This is a genomic window from Collinsella aerofaciens, assembly GCF_039752985.1.
Taxonomy (GTDB): Bacteria; Actinomycetota; Coriobacteriia; order Coriobacteriales; family Coriobacteriaceae; genus Collinsella; species Collinsella aerofaciens_BT.
Genome location: NZ_JBDMHA010000019.1, coordinates 20217 through 33780, shown reverse-complemented (window position 1 = coordinate 33780; position 13564 = coordinate 20217). Strand labels below are relative to the sequence as shown.

Genomic DNA, 13564 nt, shown 5'->3' with positions numbered 1-13564 from the left:
AAAAGGCCAGACCGAGCTCGGACACAAGCGAGACCTCGGCATCTACATGGATGACGCCGAGCATATGGGGTCCCAGCACCGCGCCGAGCACGAGCAAAAAGACCGTCTCGGGAACGGGTTTTCCAGGAATCGCCGAGGCGATGAAGGGGCTTGCAAAGGCCACGAGTGCGATGATGGCGAGCGAAACGAATGCCATGTGATGCCTTTCTCTTGTTTGCGCTTCACTGTAGCACCCTCGCCGTCCTCACCGCGCCGCGAGCTGTCGTATCATAGTGAGGTTTACAAACATGTGGCTCAAGGCGACCGCAGGGCAGACCCCGCAAACCGACCGCTGCCGCATACCGTACCGTACGCCCAACCGATCAGGAAGGCAGGAACCAATGGTCTCTCGTATCTACGTGGAGAAGAAACCCGGGTTCGACGTCGAGGCTCAGCAGCTCAAGGGCGAGCTGACCGAAATTCTCGGCATCAAGGGCATCGAGGCCCTGAGGATCATCAACCGCTACGACGTCGAGGGCATCGACGAGGAGCTTTTCCGCTCCTGCGTGCCGACCGTCTTTAGCGAGCCCCAGGTCGATGTGACCTACGACGAGCTCCCCGCAAGCGATGGCGCCGTCTTTGCCGTCGAATTCCTGCCTGGCCAGTTTGACCAGCGCGCCGACTCCGCCAGCGAGTGTGTGCAGCTCATCAGCCAGGGCGAGCGCCCCGCCGTGCGCTCCGCCAAGGTCTATATGATCTCGGGCGCTCTGGACGAGGCCGCCATCGATGCCATCAAGCACTACGTGGTGAACCCCGTCGAGGCGCGCATCGCCTCGCTCGACCTGCCCGAGACGCTGTACATGGAGACCCCCGAGCCCCAGCCCGTCGAGGTGCTCGACGGCTTCCGCGAGCTCGACGAGGCCGGCCTTGCCGCCTTTATCGCCGATCGCGGCCTTGCCATGGACGAGGCGGACATCGCCTTCTGCCAGCAGTACTTCCGCGATGAGGACCGCGACCCCACCATCACCGAGATCCGCGTGATCGACACCTACTGGTCCGACCACTGCCGCCACACCACCTTCGGCACCGTCCTGGACGACGTGACGATCGACGACGCCGTGGTGCAGCAAGCCTTCGACCGCTACATGGAGATGCGCCACGAACTCGGCCGCGACGCCAAGCCCGTCTGCCTCATGGACATGGGCACCATCGGCGCCAAGTACCTTAAGAAGACCGGCGTCATGACCGATGTCGACGAGTCCGAGGAGATCAACGCCTGCACCGTCAAGGTGAAGGTCGATGTCGATGGCGAGGACCAGGACTGGCTGTTCCTCTTTAAGAACGAGACCCACAACCACCCGACCGAGATCGAGCCCTTCGGCGGTGCCGCCACCTGCGTGGGCGGCGCCATCCGCGACCCGCTCTCGGGCCGCAGCTATGTGTACCAGGCCATGCGCGTCACCGGCGCCGGCGACCCCACCGTCCCGGTTTCCGAGACGCTCGAGGGCAAGCTGCCGCAGCGCAAGCTCGTGACCACTGCCGCCGCCGGCTACTCCAGCTACGGCAACCAGATCGGCCTTGCCACCGGTCAGGTCAACGAACTCTATCACCCCGGTTACGTGGCCAAGCGCATGGAGGTTGGCGCCGTCGTGGGCGCTACCCCGGCAAACCACGTTCGTCGCGAGTGCCCTGCCCCCACCGACAAGATCATCCTGCTGGGCGGCCGCACCGGCCGCGATGGCATCGGTGGCGCCACCGGCTCCTCCAAGACCCAGAACACCGAGTCCATCGAGACCTCGGGTGCTGAGGTCCAGAAGGGCAACGCCCCTGTCGAGCGCAAGCTGCAGCGCCTGTTCCGCCGCGGCGACGCCTGCCGTCTGATCAAGCGCTGCAACGACTTTGGCGCCGGCGGCGTCTCGGTCGCCGTGGGCGAGCTTGCCGACGGCCTGTATGTCGACCTTGATACCGTGACCAAGAAGTACGACGGCCTGGACGGCACCGAGCTCGCTATCTCTGAGTCCCAGGAGCGCATGGCCTGTGCCGTCGCCGACGGTGACGTCGAGGAGTTCATGGGCTACGCCGCTGAGGAGAACCTCGAGGCGACCGTTATCGCCGAGGTTACCGCCGAGCCGCGCATGCGCATGGCCTGGAACGGCGTCGCCATCGTCGACCTGTCCCGCGAGTTCCTCAACTCCAACGGCGCACCCAAGCACCAGGTCGCCCACGTGTGCGCCCGTAGCGTGTGGCAGCCAAGCTGGGCCGGCACCACGCTCGCCGAGCGCATGACCTCGCTTGTCACCGACCTCAACGTCGCTTCCAACAAGGGCCTTTCCGAGCGCTTCGACTCCACCATCGGCGCCGCGACCGTGCTCATGCCCTTTGGCGGCAAGACGCAGCTCACCCCCAGCTCGGCCATGGTCGCCAAGTTCCCCGTGGACGGCGAGACCACCACGGCGAGTGCCATGGCATGGGGCTTCAACCCCTATCTGATGGAGGCCGACCAGTTTGCGGGCGCCTACCTGTCCGTGGTCGAGTCCATCGCCAAGCTCGTTGCCGCCGGCTTTGAGCACAAGCGCGCCTACCTCTCCTTCCAGGAGTACTTCGAGCGCCTGCGCACCGAGGCAGAGCGCTGGGGCAAGCCCATGGCCGCCGTCCTGGGTGCCCTTATGGCCCAGGTCGACCTGGGTGCCGGCGCCATCGGTGGCAAGGATTCCATGAGCGGCTCGTTTGAGGACGAGGCCGGCGAGCTCAACGTTCCGCCGACCCTGATCAGCTTCGCCGTCGCCGTGGGCAAGGCCGCCCGCGCCGTCTCGCCCGAGTTCAAGGGCCTCACGCACCGCGTCGTCCGCATCGCCCCCGCCATCTATGGCGAGGACTACCGCCCCGATGCTCAGCAGCTGCTCGCCGCGTTTGACGCCGTCGAGGCGCTCACTGCTACCGGCAACGCCCTGGCCATCTCCACGCCCGGCTACGGCTGCGGCGCCGAGAGCCTCTTTAAGATGTGCGTCGGTAACCAGATCGGTATCGAGCTTGCCGAGGATGTAGACGTGGAGAGCCTCTTCACCCCGCTCTACGGCAGCTTTATCGTCGAGCTCGCCGAGGATGCCGAGCTGCCCGAGGTCGCCGACGGCGTTGTCGTCGAGCCCCTGGGCACCACCGTCGAGGGCTATGTCATCGACACCGGTTCCGAAGTCATCGAGCTCTCCGAGCTCCAGGAGGCCTGGGAGAGCGGCATCGAGGGCGTCTTTGCCTACCGCAGCGCCGGCGAGACCGCCGAGGTCGAGACCATCGACTTCCGCGCCAAGGACATCCACGTGTACGGCGGCGCCAAGATCGCCCGCCCGCGCGTGGTTATCCCCGTGTTCCCCGGAAACAACTGCGAGTACGATAGCGCCCGCGCCTTCCGTGCCGCCGGCGCCGAGGCCGACACCTTCGTGATCAACAACCTCACGCCCGAGGCCGTCGCCGAGAGCACCCACGAGCTTGCCCGCCGCATCCGCGCAAGCCAGATCGTCATGATCCCCGGCGGCTTCTCGGGCGGCGACGAGCCCGACGGCTCCGCCAAGTTCATCACGGCGTTCTTCCGCGCTCCCGAGGTCACCGAGGCAGTCCGCGACCTGCTCAAGGCCCGCGATGGCCTGATGCTGGGCATCTGCAACGGCTTCCAGGCCCTGATCAAGCTCGGCCTGGTGCCCTACGGCGACATCGTCGACGCCACGCCCGATGCGCCCACGTTGACGTTCAACACCATCGGTCGCCACCAGAGCCGTCTGGTGCGCACCCGCATCTCGTCCAACTTGTCCCCGTGGCTGTCGCAGTGCAGCCTGGACGACCCCTACACCGTCGCCATCAGCCACGGCGAGGGCCGCTTTGTCGCCAATGACGATGTGCTCGCCCAGCTGATCGCCAACGGCCAGGTCGCCACGCAGTACGTGGGCGAGGACGGCAAGCCCAGCATGGATCTCTCCGTCAACCCCAACGGCTCCGCACTCGCCATCGAGGGCATCACGAGCCCCGACGGCCGCGTCCTGGGCAAGATGGGCCATGCCGAGCGTCGCGGCGACAACCTGTACCGCAACGTGCCCGAGCATGTCCCCGGCGATAAGTTCATGCCGATCTTTGAGAGCGGCGTGGCCTACTTCGCTTAAACCTTTCCCATCGGGTACAATCCCTTCGGGTAACAACACCCGCCACCGACACATCCGGTGGCGGGTTCTTTTTTGCTTCGCGCATGTAGGAAGGACATCATGGAAAGCCGCAAGCCGTATCTCGCCACCCTGCCCGGACTCATCCTGGGCTGTCTTGTTTGCTGTGCACTCTGGGGATCGGCCTTTCCCTGCATCAAGATCGGCTACGCACTCTTTGGTATCCCGGCGCACGACAGCGCTTCGCAGCTGCTCTTTGCAGGTTTACGCTTTACGCTTGCCGGCGCCCTGGTTATCGTTGGGATGAGCGCGGCCCAACGCCGCCCCCTCATACCGCAAGCGCGCGACATCAAGCCCATCTTTGTCTTGTCGCTCTTCCAGACTATCGGGCAGTACTTCTTTTTCTATCTGGACCTCTCGCGCGCCAGCGCCATGTCGAGCTCCATCATCGAGGCCAGCGCCAACTTCCTCGCAATCCTCTTTGCCGCCCTGGCATTTCACACCGAGAAGCTCAATACGGCCAAGGTGCTTGGCTGTGCGCTGGGCTTTGCCGGCGTCGCGCTCGTCAACCTTTCGGGCGCAGATGGCACCTTTGGCTTCAGGCTCGATGGCGAGGGCTTTATCCTAGCCTCCACTGTCGCGGGTGCTCTTTCGACCTGCCTGATTGGCATCTTCTCGCGCAAGCACGACGGTGTTTTGCTTGCCGGCTGGCAGTTTTTAGTCGGCGGCCTGGTCCTCACCGCCATCGGCTTTTTGATGGGTGGCGCGCTCTCCCCCACGGCGATTGTCCCCGCCATCGTGCTCATCATCTACATGGCGCTTATCTCCGCGGTCGCCTACTCGCTGTGGTCGCGCCTGCTTGCCGTCAACCCCGTCAGCCGCGTCTCGGTCTTTGGGTTTATGAACCCCGTCTTTGGTGTGCTGCTGAGCGCGCTACTGCTCGGCGAAGGCGCGGGCACGAGCCCCGTTACCGTCATCGTTGCCCTGCTGTTGGTCTGCGGCGGCATCATCATCGTCAACAGGCCCAAAAAAGCCTAGCGAGCTCACCTTTTTAGGGAGGGCATTCGCATACTTTAGCTTAATGGAGCACACTGGTTCTCGTTGATTTCGTACCGAGTCGCGGCGGCAGACGCCCGTCTTGCCGCACCGCGCCTGGGCATTATGGCCGGTGGCCCCCACAAACGCAAAAGGGGCGCACGACCATCGCAACGGTCGTGTGCCCCTTTTCCTAGCGTATCTGAACGCCAGCTTTCTTTTTCTCGGCCTTGACGCGGTAAAGCTCCGCATCGGCAGCGCGAAGTAAGTCTTGCCAGGTATCAACACTATCGCCGACCCGCGCGTAACCGATGGACATCCGCAATGCATACGGCACCTCGGCATGCGCGAGCTCGTCGTTGATTGTCGCGCACAGATGCATGATATCCTGTTCCGCCGCTGCCTTTTGGAGCACCACGAACTCATCGCCACCATAACGCGCGATAAAGCCACCAGACGCCGAGCAGACCTCTTTGAGCGCAGCGGATATTACCTGAAGAGCATGGTCACCCTCCACATGTCCATAGCGATCGTTAATCTGCTTAAAGCCGTCAGCGTCCATCATAAGCAGATATACATCTTCGGCCTGATCCACATTTGAAAAGAGCGACAGCATATAGGTCTCAAAACGGTTACGGTTGTTGAGTCCAGTCAACGGGTCAGTCGAGATTAGTTGCTCCTGATAGACGATATAGAGCAGCAGGATGCTCAGCGTTATACCGAAGCAAAGGCCCGGTACCGAAAACAAAACCTGGAAGGTACCGCCCACCAGAGCGGGAACCGCAAAAAAGGCGAGGGTGCGATAAATGGCCTTCTTTTGCAAGCTTTCGACTTTTCGAGCCTGAATAAAGGCATGCAAGGACGTATATATGACGTAGCAGTAGCTAACGATAGGCTGAATCATATAAAGCGCTCCGCGACGATATACGCCCTGCGTATCGATATAGAACATAGTGTGCGTCCAGTAGCTGGTAAATGCCAACACGACCACCAAAGCGGTTGGCAACGTTAAAAGTATCACCCTATAGGGCGTGGTCAGAAGCCGTGAGCCCTGCATCGTCTCGGAATAGAAAAACCAAATGAGGCACGCGATGGCGAACAGCGAAAACGAAACCGCGTTGGAAATCCAGTTGGCCGTGATGCCTACAGGAGTGCTCACGCCGTCCGAGAGCGTCCAGATCATATCGAAGAAAATGTAGGCAGCAGACGTGTAGCCCAGCATGCTAAACAAAAGCTGCTGGGTGCTCGAGAACAGGGAGCGACGACTTCGTACGGCAAGTCCGATAAGAATAATCATGCACAGCAGGAATATCTCGATCTTGAGTGCCTTAATCACCAGGTGCCATTCCCTCTATATCCAAGTGGCCAGAATCGCCCGAGTCGCGCCCAGGCGCCAAACGCCCCTTTCTCTGCAGGGGTAAGGGGAATAATAGCAAAGCGCCCGAACATCACTGCAAAACAGTTTCCGTTCGGGCGCTCGGACGGCGCGAACTGCACGCCGGAATCAATTATCGGTAACGGCCGTTACTCGCCGTCGATGTCGGTCGCGACGGCCTCCTCAATAGCCTCGACGCCTTCGACCGACAGATCCTCTTTGCCGTGGCAGAACTTCTTATCGACCCAGCCAGTCAGAATCGGGGCCATGATTGCCGTGATGATGACGGCAGTGGCGATCTGCGCATACGCGGTGGGCGCAAGCTCGGCATAGCGCGGAGCGACCTCGGCGAGGGCGACCGGCGTGGTCATGGCCGTGCCGGCAATGGTGGAGCAGGCAACGGCCGCCTTGCCGTTGCCGCCACACAGGTGCTCGAAGGCAAAGGTAATGGGACCGACGATAAAGAGCGTGATGAGGCCCAGCAGGATGCCCGAAATGCCGCCGGTGATGAAGCTCGAAAGGCTCATGGACGCACCGAGCTGAAAACCGATGACAGCGATCGCGGGATTGGCGCCGGGGACCAGCAGGTTCTTGATAAACGGGAACAAGTTGCCCAGGACCATGCCGATAACAAGCGGCAGGATGGATCCGATGATAGTGCCGACGGGGATGTTGGCGAGACCCGAGACACCGAGGATGATCATCGTGACGGCGGGGCCGGCCGTAAAGAACAGGATACCGACGGCGCCCTGCTCGGACTCATCGCCGAACTCGCCCATGATGCCCGTATAGAGCGCCATGTTGCAAAACGTGATGCCGCCGATGATAGACACGGAGCTCAGACCCAGGAAGTTGTCGTTAAAGAAATATGCCACGCCCAGGCCGAGAGCCGCTGCGACGACCAGCTTGGGGATCAGCACGACGATACCGGTCTTGATGGCGCCCGGCGTGGACTTAAAGCTGATGCCGGCGCCCACAAACAGCAGGATCGCGGCGACGATGGTATTGGACCCACCGCGGCAGGCAGCCGTAAAGAAGCCGCCGATCTCAAAAACCTGCGGGCAGAAGGTGTTTAGCAAAAGACCGACGATCATGGGATAGATCATGATGTCGCCCGGGATGCGCGGGACCTTGAATTTCTTTTGCTCGTTGGCGGTTGCTTCCTGTGCCATGAAACCCCCATTTCCGCTGACGGGGTACAAAAGCCCACGTCACGCTTTGCTACAGTAAAGTTTGACCATGGTACCAGAAGAAATAGACCAGCTCGGTGAAAAATTCTACAAGTTGGGATGGAACGAGATTCGGCGCCCGCGACGCCAGCCCTATATAAGGCTCAAGACAATATAGAGTACGATGCCCGAGACGCAGCACCACAGCATCGATTTTGTCTTGATTGCCACCGCCACGACACCGGCAGCCGCAATCCAGAGAATCAAGCCCTGCCACAAGCCGGCGTCGAAAGCGCCAGGGCTTATCAAATCGTTAGCGACCAGTGCCGCAAAGGCAGCGGGCGGAATATAACCCAAGGCCTCGGTAACGCGGGGCGACAGCGTTCTCCCGCGCAAGGCAAACACTGGGGCAATGCGGAAAAATGCGATGGCCGCCCACGACGACAGCCACAGGACCAAAAACTCATTAACGGGCATCGCGAGCATCCCTTCCTTCGGCGAGAGCATCGCACACAAGCGCCGCGGCAACGCCGACGAGCACGCTTGCAGGCACGGCGATATTCGTCCACCCCAAGAACTTGCATACGGCGACGGACACCGCGCCCGAAACCGCCGCGACAACGTTGCCGCGCGACAGCCGCTGCGAAAAGAGCAGGCAGATAAAGAGCGAGGTGCAGACAAAAGCTGCAATGGCGGTGGGAACATCGACAACGGCGCCGACGATGGCGCCCATCGTACACGAAACGCCCCATGTTGCGATGAGGATCACGTTGAGCACAAAGGACTCGCGCGGGCCCCAATCCTCCCCTTCAACCAACTTGGCAAGCGAGATGCCATATGCCTCCTCGGTAAGTGTCGCGGCAACAGCCAGCGTCTGACGCTTCGAGGCACCCGTCAGATGCGGCGCGATCGATGCCGAGTAAAGCGCAAAACGCGAGGAGATGGCGGCAACGCTCGCGATAATCGAAGGCGCCGGTACACCCGCCAGCCAAAGATTGCAGATCATAAACTGGCCGCTGCCCGTCACAAACGTGCTGCTCAGGGCAAAGACCATCCAGGGCTCCATTCCCGTCTGCCCCATGATCATTCCGCACGGCGCGCCTATTGCAACATAGGTAAGCATCACTGGCCAGACGGTTCTAACGATTTTGAGCACCATACGCTTCTCATCCTGACAAGGTCTCCGAACCGCATGTAGCGACACGGCAGAATCATCATCCGACAGCAACCGAGTTCACCTACAATTGCCACCGGATCGAAAGACACAACTTTTTAGGAAGTCATTATGACAGCTATCGATCGAGACCGGGCGCGCGCGGCCTTCAAAAGCTACACCGATGCCTACGACGCCACCAACCCACGCATCGCGCTCAAAATCGAGCATACGTACCACGTGGCCGAGGCATGCGATGCCGTAGCGCGCGAGCAGGGCTGGTCGTCAGAAGATATTGACCTGGCATGGCTTTGCGGCCTGCTACACGATATGGGCCGCTTCGAGCAGCTGCGACGCTGGGACACCTTTAAGGACGCCGAGAGCATGAGCCATGCGGCGCTGGGCATCGAGGTCCTCTTTGGCGAGAATCCCGCCGATGCACCCGCCGTAACGAGCATCCGCGACTTTATCGATGACCCGGCAGAAGATGAGCTCATCCGAGCGAGCATTGCCTATCACAGCGATTTCCGTCTACCCGCGCAGCTCGACGTGCGCACGCGAAGCTTCTGCGATATCGTGCGCGATGGTGACAAGATCGACATTATGCGCACCATCGCCGACAGCACCGTCGACACTATCCTCAAGGTGGACGAGAAGACGTTTCTCGGCAGCCGTTTCTCGTCGCCGACACTTGCCGCCTTTGACGAGCACCGCTGCGTCGCACGCGATGAGCGCGATGAGCCCGCCGACTTCTTGGTGGGGCTTATCTGCTTTATGTTTGAGCTCGTCTATCCGGCAAGCCGTGCGCTGGCGCGCGAACAGGGTGATATCCACCGCCTGCTCGACGCGCCCTTTGGCATTACACAGCCCTTTACCGACCCCGCCACGCAGGCAACCTGGAGCCGCCTAAAGGACGAGATGCGCGACTGGCTGGCGCGCGCCTAGCGCTCAAGCTGGGCCAGCAGCTCCTCGACGACCTCGACGGCGTCCCCAACAACCTTGTACTGGGCAGCGCCGAAAATGGGGGCATCCGGGTCCTCATTGATGGCGATAATGCACTCCGCCCCACCGATGCCGGCAAGATGCTGGATGGCGCCCGAAACACCGATACTCACGAGAAGCTTGGGCGAAACCGATACGCCGGTCTGGCCAATCTGATGGCGATACTCCAACCAGCCGGCCTCCACGACAGGTCGCGTGCAACCAAGCTCGGCTCCCAGAGCCTCGGCGAGCCTTCGCATCAGCGGCAGGTTTTTCTTGGAACCAATGCCGCGACCCACCACGACCAGGCGCTCGGCATCGGCGATCGAAGCCTGCCGCCCCCACTCCTCGGCGGGAATCGAGATCTCGACACGGGCCTTAGCATCATCCGCAAGCGATATCTGGGTGATCGTGCCAGAGCGGTTGTAGTCAAAGTCGGGCGCCTTAAAGATGCCGGGACGAACCGTTGCCATCTGGGGACGATGATTGGGGCAGACGATGGTGGCCATTAGGTTGCCGCCAAACGCCGGACGCGTCTGTTGCAGCAGTCCCGTCTCCGTATCCATCGAAAGTACGGTGCAGTCAGCCGTAAGGCCCGTCTGCAAGCGCACGGCAACGCCGGGTGCCAGTTCGCGGCCAAAGGCGGTCGCACCGTATAGGATGGCCTCGGGTTTGCATTCGGCTACCAAATCGCAGATCAAGCGGGCGTAGACCTCCGCATCGTTTTGGCGCAGGCGCTCGTCGCGACAGGCCAGGACTTCGTCGGCGCCCGCGCAAACCAGATGCTCCAGGTCGCCGAGAGAACCCTCGGGACCCATACCGACCAGTGCCACCAGACGGCAGCCGCGCGCATCGGCAAGCTCGCGGCCCTTGCCCATAAGCTCATAGGCAACGGGAGTCACCGTATCGTGCTCGTCGGTCTGCACGAATACCCAAATGTCTCGATACGCATCGAGGTCAACCGCACCAGCGGCCTCGTCACGCTCGATCGAGATAGCGTTGACAGGGCAGGCGTCGACGCACCCACCGCATAGGATGCAGCCGTCGGTTACGCGGGCGCATCGGCTGGGTCGCTCGCCTTCCACTACGATGCCGCCCGAGGCACAGGCGCGAACGCAGCGACCGCAGCCGATACAGGCTTCGCTATCGATAATCAGTCCGCTCATCTATGCCATCCCCTCGATAATCTTGGCAAGTTTTGCCGCCTGCTCGGACGCCGTTCCGTCAACGTCCTCGCACGTTTGGTCACGGTCGGGCACAAACGAGCGCACGACCTGTGTCGGCGACCCGGCAAGACCGCAACGCGCGGGGTCGGCGTTCACGTCGGCGGCACTGACCACGCGCACGTCCGCCTCCTCCGCCGCGCGAATACCTGCAATACTCGGCATACGCAACTGGCCAATCTCCTTGGCAGTCGTCATCACGCACGGCATCTCAAGACACACCGTCTCCTCGCCGGCATCGCAGCCGTGAACAAGCGCCAGTGAACCACAGGTCGTAAAGCCCGCGCTTTGCACGCAGCTCACGTCGGTCACACAGGGAATCTCAAAAGCACCGGCAAGCTCGGGGCCAATCTGGGCCGTATCGCCATCCACCGCCATCTTGCCGCAGATGAGCAGGTCGAAGTCCTCGTCGAGCGCCTCGATGCCGCACTTGAGGGCATAGGTGGTTGCCAGGGTATCGGCACCTGCAAAGGCGCGATCGGTCAGCAGCAGCGCGTCGTCGGCACCTCGAGCGATGCAGTCGCGCAGCAGCGACTCGGTCGCGGGGATGCCCATCGACACCACCGTCACGCGCACGTCCATGCCAAAGCCGATAAAGTCGTCCTTCAGCGCCAGCGCGCATTCCAGAGCGCTCGCATCGAACGGGTTAATGACCGCCTGCTTGCCATCACGCACGATGGTATTGGTCTTGGGGTCCATCTTGACCTCGGTGCTGCCCGGCACGGCCTTAACGCACACCACCATATGGAAATCACTCATATTCACGCGCCCCCTTTCTGGACGAGTTCATCCAAGAGCTTCTCCGCAAACAGGTTGCCGCGACCCAGCTGGCCGGCAGGATCGAGCTGGAGCTTGAGCTGCGCCGACTCGACCATGGCCTCGTGGCCGTACATCGTCTCCAAGAAGCCAGCCTTGATCTTGCCGACGCCGTGTTCGGCGGAGACGGCGCCGCCCATAGCCGTTACCTCCGCAGCCCACTGGGCAAACAGCTCGCCACCGCGACGGTAGTCTTGCGCATCGCGCGGCAGGATGTTCACATGCAGATGGTTGTTACCGATGTGCCCCCAGGCAGCAGATTCAAGCCCGCTTTCGGCCAGCGTGCGGCGATAGAGGGCCACGACATCGGCAAGGCGTGCATTGGGCACCGACATGTCCGAGCCCAGCTTGGTGATGGTGGGGTCGGTGCGGCGACGCTCGTCGATAAGCATGTTGACGCTCTCGGGCACCGCGTGGCGGAAGAATCGCTGGCACTCGCGATCGACCTCGGTGCGCGCGACCCATGTCGCATCGTCGCGGCCGCCCGCAAGCTCCAGCACCCATCCCAGGTGGTACAGTTCCTCGGTCGCCTGGGCCTCGTCATCGCAGTCGAGCTCCACGTAGACACAGACCTTGGCGTCTTTGTCGAGCGCCGGCAGCGAGGCAAACGCCGTCGACTGCTCGCGCTGGCGACGTAGAATATCCAGGGCGCCAGCGTCGAAGTACTCGATGGCAGCCGCATGGGACAGGACGGGACGCACGGAATCGGTAAAGGACACGGCCTTGTCTTCGCTATCGAAAAAGCAGCTCACACCCCAAACGACCGCAGGCGCCGCCTGCAGGGCGATCTCGAGCTCGGTAATGACGCCGAGTGTGCCGCACGCACCGATAAAGAGGTCGATGGCGTCCATTTCGTCCGCAACGAAATAGCCTGAGGCATTTTTTGTCTTGGGCATGGTATAGCCGGGAAGATCGAGCTCGAGCGTACGGCCCGCTGCCGTCACGAGCGACAGGTGGCGGCCCTGGGCAAAAGCCTCGCCGCGCTGAAGCTCAAGCAAATCGCCATCAGGCAGCGCGACGTGGAGTCCCGTGATATGTGGGCGCAAGGAGCCGTAGGCGTAGCTGCGGGCACCAGAGGCGTTACATGCCGCCATGCCGCCCAGACAGGCAGACGTCTCGGTGGGATCGGTGGGAAAGAACTGCTCGGGGGCCTCTTGGAACTCCTCGTAGGCCTCAAGCGATGCCTGGTCCCAACCAGCAGTCGGCAGCACCTTCTTGCCCAGCTGCTTGCGCAGCTCAGAAAGCACAACACCCGGCTCCACGCGCAGTAGAAAGCGACCTTGTTCATCGCGGCGAAGGCCCAAGTAGCGATTCATACGGGAAGTATTGAGGATATGCCCGCCGTGGGGCACGGCACCGGCGGCAAGGCCGGTTCGGGCGCCCTGAACCGTTACCGGGACACGCTCGGCATGGAGCTTTTCCAAAATGGCACGGACCTCGTCTTCCGTTGTCGGAAACGAGATGCTCGAGGCCTCGCCCGACGTGCGAGACTCATCGCGGCCATACTCTTCGAACTCGTCGGTGAAGGGTTTGATGGTTGCAGACACGCGAACTCCCCCTTTAGCTAACTACAGTGTTTGCAGGGAGATGTTACCGTATCGTTTCGTCGACGTGTTCGAGACCGTCTCCATAATTGGCGATTTTTACGTTCGTGCAATTCGGCGAGCGGCAAGGTTTCCTCGGCAGAC

10 protein-coding genes and 1 pseudogene are annotated in these 13564 nt (G+C 61.8%); 3 read left to right on the top strand and 8 right to left on the bottom strand.

What is annotated here, in order from left to right:
• Positions 1 to 196 (bottom strand): annotated as a pseudogene (locus ABHR76_RS03985) (cation:proton antiporter); the annotation flags it as partial.
• A gap of 184 nt (positions 197 to 380) precedes the next feature.
• On the opposite strand from ABHR76_RS03985, the gene ABHR76_RS03980 reads away from it, so the two are divergent.
• Complete coding sequence (locus ABHR76_RS03980; RefSeq protein ID WP_346976855.1) at positions 381 to 4127, top strand: phosphoribosylformylglycinamidine synthase; 3747 nt, start codon at positions 381 to 383, stop codon at positions 4125 to 4127.
• Positions 4128 to 4226: 99 nt separating this feature from the next.
• Complete coding sequence (locus ABHR76_RS03975) at positions 4227 to 5162, top strand: DMT family transporter (protein WP_346976854.1); 936 nt, start codon at positions 4227 to 4229, stop codon at positions 5160 to 5162.
• 190 nt (positions 5163 to 5352) lie between these two features.
• On the opposite strand, the gene ABHR76_RS03970 is transcribed toward ABHR76_RS03975, so the two are convergent.
• From ABHR76_RS03970 to ABHR76_RS03955, 4 genes are all read right to left on the bottom strand, one after another.
• A complete protein-coding gene (locus ABHR76_RS03970) occupies positions 5353 to 6495 on the bottom strand; it encodes a GGDEF domain-containing protein (RefSeq protein ID WP_346976853.1) in 1143 nt (380 codons plus the stop codon).
• 188 nt (positions 6496 to 6683) lie between these two features.
• The gene (locus ABHR76_RS03965) at positions 6684 to 7706 is read right to left on the bottom strand and encodes a 2-keto-3-deoxygluconate permease (RefSeq protein ID WP_346976852.1); all 1023 of its coding nucleotides are present in this window, start codon (positions 7704 to 7706) and stop codon (positions 6684 to 6686) included.
• A 150-nt stretch (positions 7707 to 7856) separates the two neighbouring features.
• Positions 7857 to 8189, bottom strand: a complete 333-nt coding sequence (locus ABHR76_RS03960) for an AzlD domain-containing protein (RefSeq protein ID WP_346976851.1) — start codon at positions 8187 to 8189, stop codon at positions 7857 to 7859.
• A complete protein-coding gene (locus tag ABHR76_RS03955; protein WP_346976857.1) occupies positions 8170 to 8826 on the bottom strand; it encodes an AzlC family ABC transporter permease in 657 nt (218 codons plus the stop codon). Before ABHR76_RS03955 ends, ABHR76_RS03960 begins: the two co-directional genes overlap by 20 nt.
• Positions 8827 to 8988: 162 nt before the next feature.
• On the opposite strand from ABHR76_RS03955, the gene ABHR76_RS03950 reads away from it, so the two are divergent.
• Positions 8989 to 9801, top strand: coding sequence for an HD domain-containing protein (locus tag ABHR76_RS03950; RefSeq protein ID WP_117821268.1), 813 nt, complete (start codon positions 8989 to 8991; stop codon positions 9799 to 9801).
• On the opposite strand, the gene ABHR76_RS03945 is transcribed toward ABHR76_RS03950, so the two are convergent.
• The 3 genes from ABHR76_RS03945 to ABHR76_RS03935 are packed head-to-tail and all read right to left on the bottom strand — an operon-like array spanning position 9798 to position 13423.
• Positions 9798 to 11003 (bottom strand): FAD-binding protein, encoded by a 1206-nt coding sequence (locus ABHR76_RS03945; RefSeq protein ID WP_346976850.1) that lies wholly within the window; start codon positions 11001 to 11003, stop codon positions 9798 to 9800. The genes ABHR76_RS03950 and ABHR76_RS03945 overlap by 4 nt on opposite strands.
• Positions 11004 to 11819, bottom strand: coding sequence for an electron transfer flavoprotein subunit beta/FixA family protein (locus ABHR76_RS03940; protein ID WP_342995600.1), 816 nt, complete (start codon positions 11817 to 11819; stop codon positions 11004 to 11006).
• Between the two features lie 2 nt (positions 11820 to 11821).
• Positions 11822 to 13423, bottom strand: a complete 1602-nt coding sequence (locus ABHR76_RS03935) for an FAD-binding oxidoreductase (protein WP_346976849.1) — start codon at positions 13421 to 13423, stop codon at positions 11822 to 11824.
• Positions 13424 to 13564 lie beyond the last annotated feature (141 nt).

What these genes read in the sequence shown, in the direction of transcription:
- ABHR76_RS03960 (WP_346976851.1), bottom strand. Translation starts at nt 8,189, where the DNA reads ATGCTCGCGATGCCCGTTAATGAGTTTTTGGTCCTGTGGCTGTCGTCG.
- ABHR76_RS03940 (WP_342995600.1), bottom strand. Translation starts at nt 11,819, where the DNA reads ATGAGTGATTTCCATATGGTGGTGTGCGTTAAGGCCGTGCCGGGCAGC.
- ABHR76_RS03950 (WP_117821268.1), top strand. Translation starts at nt 8,989, where the DNA reads ATGACAGCTATCGATCGAGACCGGGCGCGCGCGGCCTTCAAAAGCTAC.
- ABHR76_RS03955 (WP_346976857.1), bottom strand. Translation starts at nt 8,826, where the DNA reads ATGCTTACCTATGTTGCAATAGGCGCGCCGTGCGGAATGATCATGGGG.
- ABHR76_RS03975 (WP_346976854.1), top strand. Translation starts at nt 4,227, where the DNA reads ATGGAAAGCCGCAAGCCGTATCTCGCCACCCTGCCCGGACTCATCCTG.
- ABHR76_RS03965 (WP_346976852.1), bottom strand. Translation starts at nt 7,706, where the DNA reads ATGGCACAGGAAGCAACCGCCAACGAGCAAAAGAAATTCAAGGTCCCG.
- ABHR76_RS03980 (WP_346976855.1), top strand. Translation starts at nt 381, where the DNA reads ATGGTCTCTCGTATCTACGTGGAGAAGAAACCCGGGTTCGACGTCGAG.
- ABHR76_RS03945 (WP_346976850.1), bottom strand. Translation starts at nt 11,003, where the DNA reads ATGAGCGGACTGATTATCGATAGCGAAGCCTGTATCGGCTGCGGTCGC.